We start from the raw sequence: 19107 nt of genomic DNA, 5'->3' as shown, positions 1-19107 counted from the left end.
TTGCGGCCTTTTCTATTTTTAACTCGCGAAAACTTTTGTTGCCAGTGCAATGAAATTTTGTGCAATTGGCGATGATTTTGTTTTATGGCTGCCAATGATTAGCGTGATTTTCGGGGCGGGTGCTATTAACGGGATAAATTTAACCCCATCCAATGCCAATTGACGGGTTGATTTTGGAACCAAGGCAACACCCAATTCCGCCGAAACCAATGACATTATTGAAGCAATATGTGGTGCGGGTGGCCCTAATTTTGGTTCTATTCCCGCATCCTTAAACGCCTTAATTGTTGCGTCATGCAAACTTGTGCCAAGATCACGTGGAGTAAGGATTAATGGCTCATCACATAAATCATTGATATTTATTTCATGATTATTTTGCGCCAGAGGGTGATTAGCAGGCAATGCCGCCATCAATTCTTCTTGCCCTAATTTTACAATGTGCAAGTCATCAGGATCTTTTGAAGACGACCTAAAAATAGCGACATCAAGCCTGCCATCATATAGATGCTTGATAAGTTCTAACCCGTTTGCCTCTTCAATTTTTAATTCTACGTCAGGGAACTTATGTCTAAAATCACGTATTGTATGCGGTACATGTGGGTTTAGTGCGGTTGCACCCGTAATCCCAAGTGCAAGCGTTCCGGTTTCACCGCGGGCCGCCTTTTGTGCCGCAAGAATTGAATTAAATGCCCGTTGCGGGAAATCCTGTACTTTTTCATAAAATGCTTGTCCTGCCGGCGTTAATTCGACACCATGTGAAAGCCGATGAAATAATGGATAACCAATTTCAGCTTCAAGATTATGTATCTGTTGGCTTAATGGTGGTTGCCCAATCCCTAATTGTGCGGCAGCGCGTGTAAAATTGCCTTCTTCTGCAATTTTAAGAAAATATCTGATATGTCTAAGCTCCATGATATATTTATAACATATGGATAATGCCTGAGCAATATATTAGAACTATATATAATTTTCCATATAATGCCAAAAAAAGAGATAAAAATGGCTTATCAGGAAAAAATAATAGATAATTACGCGAACTATAGCGCTGGCGCTAATGGTGCGGTGACGCTCGATAAATATATAAGTGCTGGAACCAAGGAATATAATAATACCGGGATTGCGTTATTTTTTGTTGGCTTTGCCAGTTTTTCCATGATTTATTGTGTGCAGCCATTATTGCCTGCATTTGCAAAAAGCTTTGGCGTAAGCCCTGCAAATAGTTCGCTTGCGCTATCATTAACGACATTTTTCTTGGCGATTTCAATTTTCTTGATGGGCGCAATCTCACAAATTTTTGACCGCAAAAAAATGATATATGTTTCGATGTTATCGGGAGCGATATTAAATTTTATCGCCGCCTTTGTACCGCATTGGCATCAGCTTTTATTGGCAAGGGCATTAGAAGGCTTTGTTCTTGGCGGTGTTCCTGCCGTGGCAATGGCATATATATCAGAAGAGATTAATCCAAAAAATCTTGGGAGATCCATGGGGCTTTATATTGCTGGTAACGGCTTTGGCGCGATGGTTGGCCGCGTCGGAATGGGGGCCTTGACCGAATTTACATCATGGCATCTTGCAATGGCATTGATGGGAATAATTTGTATATTATCGGCATTTGCATTTTATGTTTTATTACCTGCCCCGCGTAATTCTGTGCGAACTAATAAATTGGACATTGGGTTCCATTTTAATGCATGGAAAAGCCATTTGTCGAATAAAAACCTATTACGAGTTTACCTACTTGGGTTTTTGCTTACCGGTATATTCGTAACCATATTTAATTATACAACATTCCGCCTTAGCGCCCCACCATTTAACCTTAGTCAGTTTATGATTGCCATGCTGTTTTTGGCATTTGGCTTCGGCGTGATTTCATCATCATTAGCGGGCGGACTTTCCGATAAGATTGGGCGTAAACCTGTTATGATTGGCGGCTTTACATTGATGCTGGCTGGTGTTTTGGTTTCATTCTTATCATCAATAGTTACAATTATTTTTGCGATTATATTGGTAACAACTGGATTTTTCATTGCCCATGCGGCCGCAAGCTCTTCAATTGGTTTCATTGCCAAAGAAAACAAAGGGCATGCTTCATCGTTATATTTGTTATTTTATTATTTTGGTTCAAGTATTGTTGGATCGCTAGGTGGAATATTGTGGCACAATGGTGGCTGGGCATCGGTTGCAACTTTGTGTGCGGCAATGTCATTGATTGCAATTGTAACCGCCAATAGCTTGGTGGTAATAAAAAAAGACCGGTAAAATACCGGTCTTTTGTTTATATAATTTGTTTTATCAAATTATGCGGCGCGCTTTGCCAAAGTTGCAGAAAGCTTTTCAACTGCTTTATCTTTATCGCAATTGTCGATTGCCGCAAACTCACGTGCCATACGATCAAGTGCCGCTTCATAAAGTTGACGCTCTGAATAGCTTTGTTCAGGCTGGTCGGTATTGCGGTGAAGGTCGCGAACAACTTCTGCAATTGAGATAAGGTCGCCAGAATTGATTTTTGCTTCATATTCTTGGGCGCGGCGTGACCACATTGCGCGTTTAATACGTGCGCGACCCGTTAATGTACGCAAAGATTCTTCAACAATTCTTGGGCCAGAAAGTCCGCGAAGACCACAAGATTTCGCTTTTTGTGTTGGGACACGCAAAGTCATTTTATCTTGAGTAAAGGAAATTACATATACTTCTAATTTCATGCCAACGACTGTTTGGGTTTCGATACCGATAATTTTACCAACCCCATGCGCAGGATATACCACAAAATCTTCAACACTAAATTTTTCGATTGTGTTAATTTCAAGAGTGCCAATATCAAGAGTTTTTGTTGCGCTCATCATTTATTTCCTGTTCTAATTATTCCGGCGGAAGTGTCGGAAACAACTCTGAAAATGTTAAAAAGGACAAAAGAAGCACCCCGCCATTACGGACGCGTAATGAACAAATAATAAATATTATTTAGAGATGAAAAACCAATGTCCCAACAATTTCCACAAAATAGGGCATCTTTTTCCAAAATGCCCTCTAGTTAAATGTATCTATAACATAAATTTTGCAAAAAATAAAGTGTTTGAATCAATTTTGCTTTGTTTAAGGGTAAATTATAATTTAACTAAGCCAAAAATGATATTTTTTGAACATATTTGCCAATATTATGGCTTATTATTTGTTTTCAGGCAAATTTTTAGATTACACCAACATAATAAAAAGGGGGCATAGCCCCCATTTACTTAAATGCAATTAATCAAATTTGATTATTCACCTTTTCCAGGGTTTGGTGAAAAGTATTTTTCATATTTGTCTTTTTCACCGTCAAATTTTTCACGGTCAGCAGGCGGAGTACCTTTAACACTAATGTTAGGCCAAATTTTTGCATATTTGGTGTTTACTTCCAACCATTTGCCATCTGGCTCGTCGTCGGTATCAGGGCGAATTGCATCCGCCGGGCATTCAGGTTCGCAAACACCGCAATCAATACATTCATCGGGGTGAATTACGAGAAAATTCTCACCTTCATAGAAGCAATCAACCGGACAAACTTCTACGCAATCCATATATTTGCACTTGATGCAATTATCAGTAACGATATAGGTCATATTTACTTAGATTCCCTACAAGAAATGAACGTTGGCTTGTTGCATCAAAAATACAACAAAATCAAGTTTGATATTGTCGCACCCCGTGATTTAAACTGCTTTATACAGCAAGCCTTATTTCGTGGCGGCTATTAGCGCATTTTTAAACAGAAAACAATTGCTTAAAACTTCTTCAGATTTAAGTCTTTTAAATTTAGCATATAGACGTTAATAGGGGCTTATGAAAACCACAATTATTCAAAAATTTTCCGAAATTTCCTCAAATTATGACGTACTCTTGTGCGATGTATGGGGTGTTATTCATAATGGCCGCGAAGGATTTGGCCCTGCGCTTGATGCGTTACGTGCGGCAAAGGCAAAAGGGCTTACAATAGTTCTGATTTCAAACTCACCACGCCCATGTGAACAGATTGGCCCACAGATGGCCTCAATCGGCATTGAAAATGATTTTTATGATGCAATCGTAACCTCTGGCGACGCGATACTTGACGCCATGGAAAAACGTGGATCAAAAGCCTATCCAATTCTTACCGGTAAAGATAACAGCTTAATTGAGAAAATGAATGCCTCATTGGTTGATAATCCAAAAGATGCAGATTTCATTATTTGTACTGGCCCGCGTAATGATTTGGTTGAAACCGCAGAGGATTATCGTAAAGAGCTTGAGATGCTTGCGGATGTTGGCCTGCCATTTTTCTGTGCCAACCCTGACCGTGTGGTGCAATTTGGTGGCAGGCTTATAACCTGCGCTGGTGCATTGGCAGATATTTATGAAGAATTGGGCGGCGAAGTTATTATGGCCGGCAAACCAAATCCGCCAATTTACGAACTGGCCTTTGATAAAATCCGTCAAATTCGCGGTGATTTTTACCCTTCCCGCGTTTTATGTATTGGCGATGGTATTCAAACCGATGTTGAAGGGGCGTTCCATCAAAAACTTGATTGTCTATTCATAACTGGTGGTATTCATATGGCGGAACTAAGTGGTCCTAATGGTCTTGATGAAGAACGCACCGCCGCATTCTTGTCGTCACGTGGGCTTCATGCCAAATATGCGATGGTGGATTTGATTTAGCGGGTTATCTTGCCACCATATTGCCTTTTCCTGATGCAAATAAACCAGACCCCACAATTCGATGTGGGGTGACAGGCTTTTGATGGCAGGTATGATAAATAACTTTAATTTTGCAATAATACCGGGCTGTCGCCATGGAAGCCAAGCCAAACTTCGTCATTAAAGGTGAAGTCTTCTTGATCCCAACGCGATAAATTAGGGCGCGAAACCTGCATGCGGCGACCATTTTCAAGCGTGATTTCATAAATGGATTCTGACCCAAGATATGAAATATTATCAATGACGCCGGCAAAAACATTGCAGTCTTCTGGGCTGTCTTCCATTTGTGGTTTCTTCATATCCTTGGTGCGTTTAATAAGTTCGATTTTTTCAGGGCGAATGCCAACAAAAATTTGACCGCCTTCTGCACCCAAAACACCGTGATCAAAGAATACTTTTCCGCCTAATTCCTCAACTTCAACAATTGCTTTGTCTGGCTCATCAAGGATTAGTTTGCCTTCAAACATGTTTACCGAGCCAATGAAGTCAGCAACGAATTTATTGGCGGGGAATTCATAAAGCGTTGACGGTGTCGCAAGCTGCATCAAACGACCACGATCCATAACCGCACAACGGCACGCCATCGCCAATGCCTCGTCTTGGTCATGTGTAACCATGATAAAGGTTACACCAACACGGTCTTGAAGTTCGGTAAGCTCAAATCGCATTGCCTCACGCAATTTTGCATCAAGTGCGGACAATGGCTCATCAAGTAAAAGAACTTTGGGGCGTTTTACCAATGCACGTGCCAAGGCAACGCGTTGTCTTTGACCGCCAGACATTTGGTCAGGTTTGCGCTCGGCAAGGTGTTCAAGTTTAACATCTTCTAATGCCGCCATAACGCGTTCGCGCTGTTCGGATTTTGAAACATTGTCAAATTGCAGACCATAAGCAACATTATCAAAAACACTAAGGTGCGGAAAAACCGCATATGATTGAAACACCGTGTTTACTGGTCTTTTATTGGGTGGGATGTTGGAAACATCAACGCCATCCAAAAATATTTTGCCCTCTGTTGGAACTTCAAAACCCGCAATCATGCGCAAAAGTGTGGTTTTACCACAACCAGATGGGCCAAGAAGTGCAAAAAACTCCCCCCGCTTGATTTCAAGGTTTATGTCATCCACCGCCGCAACCTTGCCAAAACGTTTGGTTAGGTTTTCAATTTTGATAATGGTTTCATCTTTTACGACAGATGATTTCTTATTTACTGTTGAATTATCTGGCACTAAGCATTCTCCTTGTTCGGGGAGGTATCCTGAAACTTCATGGCAACCGCGGTTGCAATCAGGGTTAAAACGATAATGATGGTCGATGCGGCATTAACTTCTGGTGTAACCGAGAAGCGCACCATTGAATAAACCTTAATCGGGAATGTGATTGTCCCTGGACCAGAGGCAAAGAAAGTAATCACAAAGTCATCAAGCGATAGTGTGAACGCCAATAATGCACCCGCAATCAGACCCGGTGTCATATGTGGAACGATTACATCGGTAAAGGCACGCCATTGTGATGCACCCAAATCAAGTGCCGCTGCCTCAAGCTCTTTATTAAAGCTTTCAAGCCTTGCCCGAACTACAACCGCAACAAATGGGAAAGAGAAGGTGATATGGGCAATAATAATCTGTGATAATGAGATGGGCCAAGGTAAATCATTTGGCCAATGGATTTTGTTGAAAAACATCAAAACCCCAACACCCATGCAAATTTCTGGCACAACTATCGGTAAGTTAAGGCCGCTTTCTAATAATCCCTTCATTGGGAATTTAAATCGCCACAAAACAAATGCCGCCAATGCACCAAGTATTACCGAGAAGATAGTGCAAAGCACCGCGATTATCAAAGAGTTGAACAATGCCTCACGCAGGGCATCATTTTCAAAAACTTTGACATACCATTTAAAAGTAAAGCCCTTCCACACGATGTTGCGTTTGGAATCGTTGAAGCTAAAAGCAATCAGAATTAATAATGGTGCATAAAGAAATAATAATACGCCAAAAATCCAGGCCCGAAGGCGGAACGATTTTGAATATTCTAAAGGCGCGCGCTGTGGTTTCTTGCTCATCATATTCCCCCTAATGCGCCGAAACTTTACCGCCACGAGCCTCAAAGAAGGTTCTAAGCGCAAAGAATATAAGGGTTACATACATCAAAATAAACGACAATGCCGAACCAAATGGCCAGTCATTGGCACGTTTAAACTGTCTCTCGATTAATGTGGCAATCATTAAGTCATTTGGACCGCCAAGCAAATCTGGGGTAAGGTATGCACCCATTGCCGGAATAAAGGTAATAACCAACCCCGCCGCAATTCCCGGCAATGCAAGTGGAACCACAATCTTCCACATGGTTGTTAAATGCCCTGCGCCTAAATCAAGTGATGCCTCGATTAAAGAGCGATCAAGTTTATCAAGCGCGGCATAAAGGGGCAAAACCATAAACGGTAAATGCACATATACAAGACCGATTACAATCGCCGATTTATTGTAAAGCAATTCCATCGGTACATAATCGCCAAGATTAAACCCAAGTGAGACCGCGATATTATGGAAAAATGCAAAGGTGAAATTGATAAAGCCTTCGGTGCGCATCATCGCAATAAGGGCATAAGTTCGAATAAGCAAATTCGTCCAAAACGGTAGCATTATTAAAAGCAAAAGCCATGACTTTGTTTTGTCATCGGCAAATGTCATTGCAATCGCCACCGGAAATGCCAAAACCAAACATATTAACGTGGCAATGAGTGCCAAAACCACACTGTCGCTTAAAACTTGAAGAATTTCTGGGCGAAATGCCTTGGCATAATTCCCAAAAGTGCCAGTTATGGCGATATTTACTGGCCCCGCGTTCTCACCAAAAGAATATGCCCAAACCAACGCCATTGGGGCAACAAAAAACGCAAGAAACCAAACGGTGGGCGCAAGCATTGTTGCCCAAAAGAAACGCTTATTTTCGAACCAGTTTTGCATATTCTTCCCTGATTTTATTTTGGCATTATTTATAAAGAAAGGGAGGCGAAAATCACCCCCCTTGACTGCTTAATATTTTATTTTGCCGCACGGACACGGTTCATTGCAGATTCAATTGACTGCGCATACTCCTGCCCCAAGAATTTACCATATTCACACTTCGCAAGTTTATCAGCAGGTGGGAAAATAATTGGGTTATTTTTATAGGCATCATCCATAAGTGCCTTTGCCGCAGCATTTGGAGTTGGGTAAAGAATGGTTTTGGAAATCGCCGCGCCAACCTTTGCATCAAGAATATAGTTTATGAAAGCGTGTGCGTTATTCGGACTTGGTGCACCTTTTGGAATACACATACAATCAGAGTTTAGCAAAGAACCTTCTTTAGGGATTAGGAAATCAAGATCGTCATCTTCTTTTTTCACTTGGGCAATATCACCATTGTATTCAATAACGATGTCAACTTCTTTGGATAATAACAAATCTTGACCGTTATCGTCATGGAAGTTTTTAACAAAGGCTTTTTGTTTAACCAAAATCGCCTCGGCCTGTTTTAAAAGTTCTGGGGTATAGTCATTTACTGAATGACCAAGATATTTAAATGTAAGACGGAATAAATCCATCGATTCACCCAAAAGCGAAATCTTGCCTTTATATTGGTCTGAATCAAGGACATATTTCCAAGAATCAGGTGCAGCGCCATCTTTCATCGCTGATTTACGATAGCCGATGCCAAGCACCAACCATGTATATGGCATAGAGAATTTACGACCCTTGTCAAAATCAGGATCCAAAAACTCTGGCGCAATATTTTTCATATTTGGAATTTTTGAGTGGTCTAGTGGTTGCAACATGCCGGCTTCTGCCATGCGGGTAACGTATTCGTTTGATGGCATGATAACATCATAACCAGGGTTGCCAGCACGGAATTTCGCAAATAATTCGTCATTAGAGGCAAAAAGCGTCATTTCAACCGGAACATCGGATGCGGCCTTAAAGTCGTCCAATGTAGTTTCACCAATATAGGTGTCCCAATTATAAAACTTCAAAGGCGCTTTTTCTGATCCTTCAATTACAATCTTGCCGTCATCTTTTGCTGCCGGCGCAGAACCTTTTGAACATGCCGCAATAGAGAATGCCGCAGCGGTTGCACCAAATGCCGCCATGAATGCGCGCCTTGAGCGCGAATTGCCCTTAAGAAATAATGCGGTTTCTTCCGGTGTTAATTTAATTTCAGCCATTGTCTCACCCTTACTCATACTTCAAAAATTGTCATAACAATTCTGTGCGTAATGAAATATCAACCACAAACTTTAACTAGAATCGATGGGGAGAAACGATTCTATTTGCAATGTTTGACGTTTCCATCCAAAATTTGGGTTCTTTTGCCCTTTTATGCTTAATCATTGTGCAAATTGGCAATTTGTCAAATGAAAAACACGATTTCAGCAGTATTTAACACACAAAAACACTAATGCGCGGCAAAAAATCACCGCGCATTAGTATTAGCAATAAGTGTTACAACAAATTTTGCTTAATTAGCTGGCACGCACACGGTTCATTGCCGCTTCAATATCTTGTGCATATTTATCACCGAGATATTTGCCATATTCACAATTCTTCATCTGATCAGCTGGTGGGAAGATGATAGTATTGGTTTTATAACCGTCATCCATCAATGCTTTTGCGGCATCGTTCGGGGTTGGATAAAGGATGGTTTTGGTGATTTCGGCACCAACTTTGCCATCAAGAATATAATTAATGAAGGCATGGGCATTGTTTGGGCTTGGTGCGCCTTTAGGAATACACATGCAATCAGTGTTTAATAGTGAGCCTTCTTTGGGAACGATGAAATCAATATCATCATCTTCATTTCGAACCTGTGCAATATCGCCATTCAATTCGACAACCAAATCAACTTCTTTAGAAAGCAATAAATCCTGTCCATTATCATCATGGAAGTTTTTGATGTTGGCTTTTTGTTTGATAAGAATTTCTTCTGCCTGCTTAATAAGTTCCGGCGTATAATCATTCACGGAGTGACCAAGATATTTAAATGTAAGGCGGAATAAATCCATTGATTCCCCAGGAAGTGAAATTCGTCCTTTATATTCATCAGAATCAAAAATGGTTTTCCATGAATCCGGTGCAACCCCATTTTTCATTGCCGACTTACGATAACCAACCCCAACCACAAGCCATGTATATGTTGCTGAATATTTGCTGCCACGGTCATATTCAGGGTCAAAGAATTGTGGTGCAAGGTTTTTAAGGTTTGGAATTTTTGAATGATCCAATGGCTCTAACAAGCCGGCCTGTGCCATGCGGGTAACATATTCGTTTGATGGCATAATTACGTCATAACCAGGGTTGCCGGCACGAAATTTCGCAAATAATTCGTCATTATTGGCAAAAAGCGTCATTTCAACCGGAACATCAGATGCGGCTTTAAAATCATCAAGTGTGGTTTCACCTATATAAGTATCCCAATTATAGAATTTAAGCGGTTGCTTTTCCGAATTTGGAATTACAATTTTGGCAGTTTCACCACTCTTTGCGCCGCCTTTTGAACATGCAGAAACCGTAAATGCCGCCGCAGTCGCACCAAATGCCGCCATAAATGCGCGTCTTGAACGCGCATTACCATTCAAGAAACGCGCAACTTCTTGTGCCGAAAGCTTTATCTCGCTCATGATATAACCCCATATTCGCAAAAATAATAAAATTATTTGCCCTTTATATCAGGCGTTGCGAAAATACCAGTCATAATCTTCAAGTGAGATGGCGCTAAAGAATCTATTTTGCTCTGTATGTTTGATAATTGAATACATTTTCTGGAATCTTTGACCCAGATATTGTCCCACAAGTGGACAGTTTTCAAATTTATCAACCGCGCTAAACCAATTTAATGGCAGTTGGTTTGGCGCTTTTTCCATTTGCGAATAGCCATCACCGACCACCATTTCACTTGGTTCGAGTTTATTTTTAATGCCATGATAAACCCCTGCTAACATTGCTGCTAAACCTAAATAGGGGCTGGCATCGGCGCCAGAAATTCGGTGTTCAATATGGCGAGTATTTGGTGCGCCCGCAGTGATTCTTAAACCAACTGTGCGATTATTTACCCCCCATGTTGAGGCAATTGGCGCATATGAATTGCCAACAAAGCGGCGATATGAATTGGCATTTGGCGCAAAAATCGCCATTGATGATGGCATCATTGCCTGCATCCCGGCAATTGCATGTTTCACAAGAGGTGAGCCGGTAACATCTTCTGAAGCAAAAACATTTTCACCTTTTTCATTCAAAAGACTAACGTGAAGGTGTTGTCCGTTGCCGGCAAGCCCAGCAAAAGGTTTTGCCATAAAGGTGGCCTCAAAACCATGTTTAACGGCAACCCCTTTAACAAGTCTTTTAAACATCATTGCCTCATCGGCAACCCGCAAAGCATCTGCGCGATGTTCAAGACCGATTTCAAGTTGCCCAGGAGAGAATTCGGAAATTGCCGCCTCAATCGGTAATCCTTGGGCTTCTGCGGCATCATTAATGTCGCGCAAAAAATCCATATAATCATCAAGCTCGCGCAGGCCATAAACCTCGTGACCGATTGGTGTATGGTTGGTTACAGTTGATTTACCAATTCGTGGTCGTTCACCATATTCACGCTTTGCGCAAAGGAAAAATTCAAATTCGCATGCGACATCGGGTGTCAGGCCTTCGGCGGCGAATAAATCAATCACGTGTTGCAGGATATAACGTGGGTCAAGGTCGTTTTGTTTGCCATCAAGCTCATAAAGCGACAAAACACATTGTGCGACATCGTCCCCAAGCCAAGGTGCTTTGAAAATGGTGTTGGTTGCAGGTTTACCAAGGCGGTCGGCGTCACCATCTTCCCAAACAAGACCGGTATCTTCACAATCTGCGCCCATTGTATCAACCACGGCAATAGAGCCCGGTAAATAGCGACCGTGATTATAAACCGATTTCAGTTCATGCGCGCGGATACGTTTACCGCGTGGAACATCGGTAAGGGGGGAATAAATAATGTCAATATATTTAATTTGTGGATTGGCGTTTAAAAAGCTTTCCGCTTCTGCCCAGTTTGCGATTTGCGCTGTGTGACCTTTAGTCAATCAATCTTCCCCTACACTTTTAATAACAGGTGTTCACGTTCCCATGCCGAAACCACACCTTCAAAATGATCCAATTCCATTTCTTTGACCGCAAAGAAAGTTTTGCAGAAATCTTCGCCCAAAACTTCGCGCACTGGGCCGCAAATTGCAAATCTGTCTAATGCCTCATCAAGGGTGCGCGGTAAAGATCGTGGTAATTTATACGCCGAACCTTGTAATGGTGCGGTGGGCTCAAGACCCATTTCAATACCAACATAACCACATGCAAGCGAAGCGGCAATTGCCAAATATGGGTTACAATCCGCCCCAGGAAGGCGGTTTTCAACACGGCGGTTTTGCCCATCAGATAAAGGAACCCGTAATCCACATGAACGGTTATCGCGACCCCATTGAACGTTAATTGGCGCATCATATTGCGGGCGCATCCTGCGGAAACTATTTACGTTTGGTGCAAATAATGGTGCGCATTCAGGTAAGAACCGCTGCAATCCGGCTATAAAAGAGCGGAAAATCGGCGAATCCTCGCCATTTTCAAGTGCGAACAGGTTTTTGCCGCTTTCCATATCCACTAACGATTGGTGGATATGCATTGCGGAACCCGGTTGGTTATCCATCGGCTTTGCCATGAATGTTCCATAAACGCCGTTTTGCATCGCCACTTGGCGGAAAATACGTTTGAACATTAACACTTGGTCGGCAAGCATCATCGAGCCACCGTGATTAAAGTTCACCTCAAGCTGCGCTGCGCCCGCTTCGTGAATCATGGTGTCGATGTCAATATCGGCGACTTCGCAATACTCGTAAACCTGTTCAATTAGGTCTTCATATTCGTTGATTGCCTCTAGCCCATATGGTTGAGAAACGGTTTCGGCGCGCCCTGAACGTCCGATTGGTGTTTCAAGTGGTAAATCGGGGTCAATATTTCGGGCGGTTAAAAAGAACTCAAGCTCTGGTGCAACAATTGGTTCCCATCCTTTTGCTTCATAAAGTGCAAGAACACGGCGTAAAACTTGGCGTGGCGCAATATCAATTGGTGTGCCGTCATTTTTTAATGCATCAGTCATAACAAAGGCGGTGGGGGTCGAATAACCAGGGGCAACACGAATTGAAATTGGGTCGGGTTGCAATACGCAATCGGGGTCTTGTACCGACTCATCTTCGCCGTTTGGTAAGGTTGGGTAATCACCCGTCATCGTAACGGTCAAAATTGATGAAGCAATTCGCAAGGTGCGCCGTGAAACCCCGTGCAAAAAGCGTGATGCCGGAACAACTTTACCACGCACAATTCCGTTCATATCGGGCAAAATTAATTCAATCTCACTAACACCCTTTTCGCGGATGAAGTTTTCTAGGATTTTATGGTCGTCCTGATATTCAGTCATGATATCCCTGTTAATCGCAAATTTGCCCGATTATTTGTCGCACAGATTGGGCATAATTCAAAATGTTTTCTTTGGTTAAATCTGGTCCTGCCAAAAGCATGTTGTGAAATGGCGTAACCAAAAAGCCGAGATTAAGTAACCCAAGGTGCAACGCCTCCTCAAGTTCATGGTCGAATAGAGCCCGCATTTCTTCGGCATTTTGCGGGATTGTTTTTGAGAATATAATTTCCATTCGCGCGCCAATGCGAATAACCGACCAATCAAGCGAGAATTCAGAAATTATTTTGTTTAGTTCATCTTCAAGTATTTGCGCGGTGGCAAGCATCTTGTCATAGGTTTCTGGGGTGACAAGTTGGTTTAATGAGCCATAAAGTGCAGACAATTGTAACAATGATCCGCCCAATGTTGTGCCAATTCCCGAATGACCAATTGGCAAAACCGCGCGTGCATCATCAAGACGTTGTTTTACGTCTTCGCTTATGCCCCAAATTGCGGTGGGAACACCGCCCGCCACCGCCTTGCCGGCAACAAATAAATCAGGGCCAAGATTGTTAATTCGGCAATAGCCGCCATAACCACTTGATAATGTATGTGTCTCATCAAATAAGACATAGGTTCCAAATTTGTGTGCAGTTTCCACCACAAATTCCAAAAAGCCTGGCTTTGGTGGCACAATGCCACAATTGGTAAGTGCAGGTTCCATAATTACACATGCAACATCTTCACCCATTAATGTGGCATAGATTTCTTCTTTGTCATTAAAAGGAACACAATAGGTATTTATTGCGGGATCAAACGCAGACCCCCATAAAGACGGCTTGGCGCTGGTTTTGCCGCGCCCATCAAGATAGACGGTGGTTTCATCAACCGCACCATGGTAGCAACCATCAAAAACAAGTATTTTTTGGCGGCCGGTGGCAAGGCGCGCCACACGAAGTGCAAAGCGGTTGGCATCCGAAGCCGAAAGCGCCAATTGCCAATATGGAAGGCCAAAAATCTCTACCAATTTCTGCCCAACTTCGGCGCAATACTGGCTTGGCAACATGGTGGTAAGGCCATTTTCTGCCGCATCTTTTAATGCACTTGCGATAATTTCCGGCGAATGCCCAAACATTGCCCCCGTATCGCCAAGGCATAAATCAATTAATTCATTGTCATCAATATCAGTGACTTTACAGCCTTTGGCCGATTTTATCTGAAGCGGGAATGGGGTGGACCAATCAAGCATCCAATGTTGCGGGACCCCACCCAAAAATCCGGTTGCATTGCCAGATTTGCCAGTTATTTCATGGGCGGCAAAGCATTTGGGGCGGGCGGCAATATAATCAGCACGTGCCGAGGCAATGAATTTTTTCAATAAGTCGCGATTTACCCTTTTTACCAAGGGCTTATTAGATTCGGTTATACTATCGCTAATTCCACTCACAAAACACCCTGATGTTCTTTGTATTTGTTATAACAAATATAAGGCGTTAATTCTGTCACTGTCAAGTGGGGACAGAATTTATTCCATTTCATGTAACAAAAATTGTTCACCATCGCCAATATCGGCTTTAATAGCGCGTTTAAGGGCAATTGCATCGCGCTTTTCCAATGCATCTAATGCTTGCGCATGATGATCTTCAACGCCTTCCATACCTGCAACATCTGGATAAGCATGGCGCATATAAGGACCAAAGCGCACCCAAATACTTTCAATAAGAGGTATTAAAACATCTGAATTTGATGCCGCATAAAGTGTAAAATGGAATGCATGGTTATTTGCCATATATTCCTGCACATTGCCTTCCATTGCCGCCTTGTTAAGTTCGGCATCATAGGCGCGCATTTGCGATATAATTTCAGGCGTAATATTATCAAGCGCTAAAATCGCCGCTTCTGGTTCAAGCAGTGCACGAACACGCATTAATTCACGCACCTGATTCCTGCTTAGAGTTGGAACAGAAATACGGCGGGTTGGGCCAATATATAATGCCCCCTCTGCGGCAAGACGCCAAACCGCATCGCGAACCGGCGTAACCGAGCCTTCAAACGAATGCGCCAAATTTCGTAATGACAATGCCTGCCCGGGGGCTAATGCACCCGTTTCCAATAGTAAGCGCAATTTTTTATAAATTGCTTCGTGCAGTGGAGGCTTATTTTCAACGTCTTCAATTGTTTCCGTCATTAATTATTTCCAGTGATTGCGTCTTCAAAATAAATCATAAAGAACAATCATTGACATCTTTGCGGAAATAAATGATTGTTATAACGAATTTTACATTACATTTTTATTTATGAAACAGAATATGCAACCTTACAATAGCTAAAATGGTATTACAAAATAATCTATCTGAAAAAACTTTTAAAGCACCTATGACTTATTATCATAATAGTGCCAAACGCCCATTTGCTGTGCAAGAATTGGGTGAAAATGCTGATTTTTCAGTTGCTGTTGTTGGCGGTGGGCTAACCGGACTTGGTGCCGCACTTGCATTGGCGGAAAATGGTGTGAATGTCTGCTTATTGGAGGCCAATGAAATTGGTTATGGCGCGTCTGGCCGTAATGGCGGGCTGGTTTGTAGCGGTTATAGACATGATCAAAAATGGTTTGAAGAAAAAATTGGTGTAACAGCTGCCCATGATTTATGGAATATTGCCGAGGCCGCAAAAACCAACCTTCATGCGCTTATGGCGAAATATGAAATTAATGCCGATTATAAAAACGGTTTGGTATTTGCGGCGCATCGCCCCTCATTACTTGAATGGCTTAAAAGCGATGCCGAATTTATGGCCGCGCAATATGATTATGATAAATTTGAAATCTTGGACAAAAATGAATGTGCCAATGCCTTGGGCAGTGATGTTTATTATGGCGGTATAAAAGATAATGGTGCGGGAAAAATTCACCCGTTGAAATTATTGTATGGCATTGCCTCTGCGGCAGTTAAAAATGGTGCGAAAATCTATGAAAATACACGGGTTTTAAGTGTTGAAGGTAATATTATAAAAACCACTAAAGCACAAATAAGGGCCGATAAAATCCTTTTATGTGGCGATGGCTATATTGAGGGGATCAATAAAAAAATTGACGCCAAAATAATGCCGATTGGTAATTTCGTTATTGCCACTGAACCATTGGGTGATGAAATTTTGCCAAATGCTGCGGGTGGTATGGATACACGATTTGTCGTTAATTATTTTCACAAAACCGCGGATAGTCGGCTGCTTTTCGGTGGCGGCGAAAAATATTCCGATGCCATGCCAAGGGATATTGCGGGATTTGTGCGCAATAATCTTGTTAAAATTTATCCTAACCTTGCAAATACCAAAATTGATTTTGCATGGGGTGGGCGTGTTGGCATAACCCCAACCAGACTTCCATTTGTTAATAAGGTTGGGAAAAATACATTCATTAGCGCTGGATATTCGGGGCAGGGTGTTTTACTTGCACCTTTTTTTGGTAAAATTTTGGGAATCGCATTATTGGGGGATGATAAATATTTCAAAACTCTAAGTGCCTTAAAAATCCCTGATTTCCCTGGCGGTCGTTTTTTACGCTTTCCGCTATTAACTGCGGCACTTTCATATTATTCAGTGCTTGATAAATTACCATAAGGGCAAAAAGATGAATTTAAAAGATAAAACCCTTTTTAAAACCCAAAACCTTATTAATGGCGAATGGTGCGGCAAAATCGGTGGTATTGTAACTAATCCTGGTACGGGTGAGAAAATCGCAGATGTGGCTTTCGAAGGTGGCGATGCCGCTCAAGATGCTTTGAATGCCGCAAATTCTGCCCTTAAGGCATGGGGTGCAAAGACAGCTAAAGAACGCGCAACAATCCTTAGAAATTGGTATGATTTAATGATTGCCAATTTGGATGATTTGGCACTTATCCTAACTACTGAACAAGGAAAACCATTGGCCGAAGCCAAGGGGGAAATCCTTTACGCTGCAAGTTTTGTTGAATTTTTTGCCGAAGAGGCAAAGCGCATTTATGGTGAAACTATACCTTCGCCAAAAGCGGACGCAAGAATTTTGGTTTTGCGTCAACCACTTGGGGTTGTTGCGGCTATAACTCCATGGAATTTTCCTGCGGCAATGATAACCCGCAAAGTTTCACCTGCATTGGCGGCTGGTTGCACAGTGGTTTGTAAGCCGGCGTCGGAAACCCCATTAACCGCCTTTGCACTTGGCGAGTTGGCAATTCGCGCGGGTATTCCCAATGGCGTTTTGAATATTGTAAACGGTAATGCGCAGGAAATTGGCAAGGTTTGGTGCGATAGCGAAATTGTGCGCGGGCTTTCATTTACCGGCTCTACGGCGGTTGGGAAAATATTGATGAAGCAATGCGCCGATACGGTTAAAAAATTAGCGCTTGAACTTGGCGGCAATGCAGCATTCATAGTGTTTGATGATGCTGATTTAGAGGCGGCCGCAGAAGGTTTAATGGCATCCAAATTCCGTAACACTGGGCAAACATGTGTCTGTGCTAATCGGGTATTTGTTCAAGATAGCATCTATGATGAATTTGTTGGCATTTTGCGTGGAAAAATTGCGGCCTTAAAAGTTGGTGTCGGAACTGATGATGGCGTTACACAAGGGCCTTTGATTGATGAGAAGGCAGTCAAAAAAGTGCAATCCCATATTGATGATGCGCTTTCAAAAGGTGCAAAGTTGGAATTGGGCGGCAAGCCCCATGCGCTCGGTGGAACTTTTTTTGAGCCAACACTATTAACCGGCGTCACAACCGAAATGCTTTGTGCGCAGGAGGAAACCTTTGGCCCACTTGCCCCTGTGTTTAAGTTCACAACCGAAGAAGACGTTTTAAAAATGGTGAATGATACACCATTTGGTCTGTCATCATATTTTTATGCACGTGATTTGGGGCGGGTTTTCCGTGTTGCTGAGGCGATAGAGGCAGGGATTGTTGCGGTTAATTCTGGCCTTGCATCAAATGAGCTTGCGCCGTTTGGCGGCATTAAACAATCAGGACTGGGACGTGAAGGATCTTCGCATGGCATCGAAGAATATGTCGAGCTTAAATATATTTATTTGGGGCTTGGCGCTTGATATCCAACGTCTTGGGTTTAGACTTGGGTTCTGGAGTATAGGGGTAAATTAATTGCCCCAATAGTGTCTTGGGAACATAATCTTCGTGAATTCCAGTCTTGCCCGGAAGTTTGTCTTCGGGAAGGAAATAGGTCCCGAATAGAAGATCAAATATCGGAAAGGTTGCGGCAAAATTCATATTGCCACCCTCATCAGGGCCGGTATGGTGCCAGCGGTGATATATAGGTGAAACCAAAATATATTTTAAAATTCCGTCAAATTTTAAATTCAGATTTGAATGCACAAAACACGAATAAAGTGTGTTAAGCGGTGCAAACATGGTAATTGATAATGGCGAAAACCCTATCCATAAACAAATCGAATTGGCAATCAAAGTATGGAAGATAATGTTTATTGGGTGAAACCGCGCTGCGGTTAAAAAGTCCATTTGCTGCGCACCGTGATGCACGGCATGAAACTTCCATAATTTTGCGTGATGAAATAGTCGGTGTGTCCAATATAATGAAAAATCACTGATTATAAGCACCATTATTGCCTGTAACCAGATTGGGGTTTTATTAGCCCAATTTGCACCGTCATTCAAAAATTGCCATGCGGCATCCATATTGCCTGCAAATAACAAGTAAAAACCTGCGACAAGCATAATCCAAGCAGTTGATGAATAAAGTAATGGCGCAACAACCCAATATATAACATCAATATAGGCATCTTTTCGCAATTTTTTTTTCGCGCGTTCATAGGGAAATAGTTTTTCAAGGCTTCCGAAAACAACCAGACAAATTAATAGCCACACCAGTGCATAGCCAGATGGGTGATTATAGATATTATCAAAGCCCGCTATTGACATGTTTTCGACT

General features: G+C 42.3%; 17 protein-coding genes. 4 read left to right on the top strand and 13 right to left on the bottom strand.

The features are described from left to right. Positions 1 to 18 precede the first annotated feature (18 nt). Positions 19 to 912: a LysR family transcriptional regulator gene (locus tag KXV15_RS00520; protein ID WP_240006200.1), complete on the bottom strand. Its 894-nt coding sequence runs from the start codon at positions 910 to 912 to the stop codon at positions 19 to 21. An 87-nt stretch (positions 913 to 999) separates the two neighbouring features. On the opposite strand from KXV15_RS00520, the gene KXV15_RS00515 reads away from it, so the two are divergent. Beyond that, positions 1000 to 2262, top strand: a complete 1263-nt coding sequence (locus tag KXV15_RS00515; RefSeq protein ID WP_240006199.1) for an MFS transporter — start codon at positions 1000 to 1002, stop codon at positions 2260 to 2262. Positions 2263 to 2300: 38 nt separating this feature from the next. Here the strand turns inward: KXV15_RS00515 and KXV15_RS00510 are convergent, their stop codons facing one another. Then, positions 2301 to 2843: a CarD family transcriptional regulator gene (locus KXV15_RS00510; RefSeq protein ID WP_240006198.1), complete on the bottom strand. Its 543-nt coding sequence runs from the start codon at positions 2841 to 2843 to the stop codon at positions 2301 to 2303. A 417-nt stretch (positions 2844 to 3260) separates the two neighbouring features. Then, positions 3261 to 3602, bottom strand: coding sequence for a ferredoxin FdxA (fdxA, locus tag KXV15_RS00505; protein WP_240006197.1), 342 nt, complete (start codon positions 3600 to 3602; stop codon positions 3261 to 3263). Between the two features lie 220 nt (positions 3603 to 3822). On the opposite strand from fdxA, the gene KXV15_RS00500 reads away from it, so the two are divergent. Further along, on the top strand, positions 3823 to 4677 hold the full coding sequence (locus tag KXV15_RS00500; RefSeq protein WP_240006196.1) for a TIGR01459 family HAD-type hydrolase: 855 nt from the start codon (positions 3823 to 3825) through the stop codon (positions 4675 to 4677). A 104-nt stretch (positions 4678 to 4781) separates the two neighbouring features. Here the strand turns inward: KXV15_RS00500 and KXV15_RS00495 are convergent, their stop codons facing one another. The 9 genes from KXV15_RS00495 to KXV15_RS00455 all read right to left on the bottom strand — a co-directional run bounded on the left by KXV15_RS00495 (position 4782) and on the right by KXV15_RS00455 (position 15364). Then, positions 4782 to 5945 (bottom strand): ABC transporter ATP-binding protein, encoded by a 1164-nt coding sequence (locus tag KXV15_RS00495; RefSeq protein WP_420830561.1) that lies wholly within the window; start codon positions 5943 to 5945, stop codon positions 4782 to 4784. Next, a complete protein-coding gene (locus tag KXV15_RS00490; protein WP_240006195.1) occupies positions 5945 to 6781 on the bottom strand; it encodes an ABC transporter permease in 837 nt (278 codons plus the stop codon). Before KXV15_RS00490 ends, KXV15_RS00495 begins: the two co-directional genes overlap by 1 nt. A gap of 10 nt (positions 6782 to 6791) precedes the next feature. Continuing rightward, complete coding sequence (locus tag KXV15_RS00485) at positions 6792 to 7685, bottom strand: ABC transporter permease (protein WP_240006194.1); 894 nt, start codon at positions 7683 to 7685, stop codon at positions 6792 to 6794. 77 nt (positions 7686 to 7762) lie between these two features. Beyond that, the gene (locus KXV15_RS00480) at positions 7763 to 8923 is read right to left on the bottom strand and encodes an ABC transporter substrate-binding protein (RefSeq protein WP_240006193.1); all 1161 of its coding nucleotides are present in this window, start codon (positions 8921 to 8923) and stop codon (positions 7763 to 7765) included. 297 nt (positions 8924 to 9220) lie between these two features. Then, positions 9221 to 10375: an ABC transporter substrate-binding protein gene (locus KXV15_RS00475; protein WP_240006192.1), complete on the bottom strand. Its 1155-nt coding sequence runs from the start codon at positions 10373 to 10375 to the stop codon at positions 9221 to 9223. A gap of 48 nt (positions 10376 to 10423) precedes the next feature. Next, positions 10424 to 11815: a glutamine synthetase family protein gene (locus tag KXV15_RS00470; RefSeq protein ID WP_240006191.1), complete on the bottom strand. Its 1392-nt coding sequence runs from the start codon at positions 11813 to 11815 to the stop codon at positions 10424 to 10426. 11 nt (positions 11816 to 11826) lie between these two features. Next, positions 11827 to 13197: a glutamine synthetase family protein gene (locus KXV15_RS00465; RefSeq protein ID WP_240006190.1), complete on the bottom strand. Its 1371-nt coding sequence runs from the start codon at positions 13195 to 13197 to the stop codon at positions 11827 to 11829. A gap of 10 nt (positions 13198 to 13207) precedes the next feature. After that, positions 13208 to 14623, bottom strand: coding sequence for a transaminase (locus KXV15_RS00460; RefSeq protein ID WP_240006189.1), 1416 nt, complete (start codon positions 14621 to 14623; stop codon positions 13208 to 13210). A gap of 78 nt (positions 14624 to 14701) precedes the next feature. After that, positions 14702 to 15364 (bottom strand): GntR family transcriptional regulator, encoded by a 663-nt coding sequence (locus KXV15_RS00455; protein WP_240006188.1) that lies wholly within the window; start codon positions 15362 to 15364, stop codon positions 14702 to 14704. A 143-nt stretch (positions 15365 to 15507) separates the two neighbouring features. On the opposite strand from KXV15_RS00455, the gene KXV15_RS00450 reads away from it, so the two are divergent. Together KXV15_RS00450 and KXV15_RS00445 are read left to right on the top strand one after the other, a co-directional pair. Beyond that, on the top strand, positions 15508 to 16794 hold the full coding sequence (locus KXV15_RS00450; protein ID WP_240006187.1) for an NAD(P)/FAD-dependent oxidoreductase: 1287 nt from the start codon (positions 15508 to 15510) through the stop codon (positions 16792 to 16794). Positions 16795 to 16804: 10 nt separating this feature from the next. Then, complete coding sequence (locus KXV15_RS00445; protein ID WP_240006186.1) at positions 16805 to 18250, top strand: NAD-dependent succinate-semialdehyde dehydrogenase; 1446 nt, start codon at positions 16805 to 16807, stop codon at positions 18248 to 18250. Here the strand turns inward: KXV15_RS00445 and KXV15_RS00440 are convergent. Then, complete coding sequence (locus KXV15_RS00440) at positions 18219 to 19097, bottom strand: sterol desaturase family protein (protein ID WP_240006185.1); 879 nt, start codon at positions 19095 to 19097, stop codon at positions 18219 to 18221. The two genes, KXV15_RS00445 and KXV15_RS00440, sit on opposite strands and share 32 nt — an antisense overlap. Between the last annotated feature and the right edge of the window lie 10 nt (positions 19098 to 19107).

The sequence above is a fragment of the Pseudaquidulcibacter saccharophilus genome (assembly GCF_019455445.1).
GTDB lineage: Bacteria > Pseudomonadota > Alphaproteobacteria > Caulobacterales > Aquidulcibacteraceae > Pseudaquidulcibacter > Pseudaquidulcibacter saccharophilus.
Note: the sequence above shows the minus strand (reverse complement) of the source record. Positions and strands in the feature narration are given on the sequence as shown.

Bases quoted from the DNA above. Each gene is read 5' to 3' on its own strand.
- KXV15_RS00520 (WP_240006200.1), bottom strand. From the start codon at position 912: ATGGAGCTTAGACATATCAGATATTTTCTTAAAATTGCAGAAGAAGGC.
- KXV15_RS00515 (WP_240006199.1), top strand. From the start codon at position 1,000: ATGGCTTATCAGGAAAAAATAATAGATAATTACGCGAACTATAGCGCT.
- KXV15_RS00465 (WP_240006190.1), bottom strand. From the start codon at position 13,197: ATGACTGAATATCAGGACGACCATAAAATCCTAGAAAACTTCATCCGC.
- fdxA (WP_240006197.1), bottom strand. From the start codon at position 3,602: ATGACCTATATCGTTACTGATAATTGCATCAAGTGCAAATATATGGAT.
- KXV15_RS00455 (WP_240006188.1), bottom strand. From the start codon at position 15,364: ATGACGGAAACAATTGAAGACGTTGAAAATAAGCCTCCACTGCACGAA.
- KXV15_RS00475 (WP_240006192.1), bottom strand. From the start codon at position 10,375: ATGAGCGAGATAAAGCTTTCGGCACAAGAAGTTGCGCGTTTCTTGAAT.
- KXV15_RS00480 (WP_240006193.1), bottom strand. From the start codon at position 8,923: ATGGCTGAAATTAAATTAACACCGGAAGAAACCGCATTATTTCTTAAG.
- KXV15_RS00490 (WP_240006195.1), bottom strand. From the start codon at position 6,781: ATGAGCAAGAAACCACAGCGCGCGCCTTTAGAATATTCAAAATCGTTC.
- KXV15_RS00500 (WP_240006196.1), top strand. From the start codon at position 3,823: ATGAAAACCACAATTATTCAAAAATTTTCCGAAATTTCCTCAAATTAT.
- KXV15_RS00450 (WP_240006187.1), top strand. From the start codon at position 15,508: ATGGTATTACAAAATAATCTATCTGAAAAAACTTTTAAAGCACCTATG.
- KXV15_RS00510 (WP_240006198.1), bottom strand. From the start codon at position 2,843: ATGAGCGCAACAAAAACTCTTGATATTGGCACTCTTGAAATTAACACA.
- KXV15_RS00440 (WP_240006185.1), bottom strand. From the start codon at position 19,097: ATGTCAATAGCGGGCTTTGATAATATCTATAATCACCCATCTGGCTAT.
- KXV15_RS00445 (WP_240006186.1), top strand. From the start codon at position 16,805: ATGAATTTAAAAGATAAAACCCTTTTTAAAACCCAAAACCTTATTAAT.
- KXV15_RS00485 (WP_240006194.1), bottom strand. From the start codon at position 7,685: ATGCAAAACTGGTTCGAAAATAAGCGTTTCTTTTGGGCAACAATGCTT.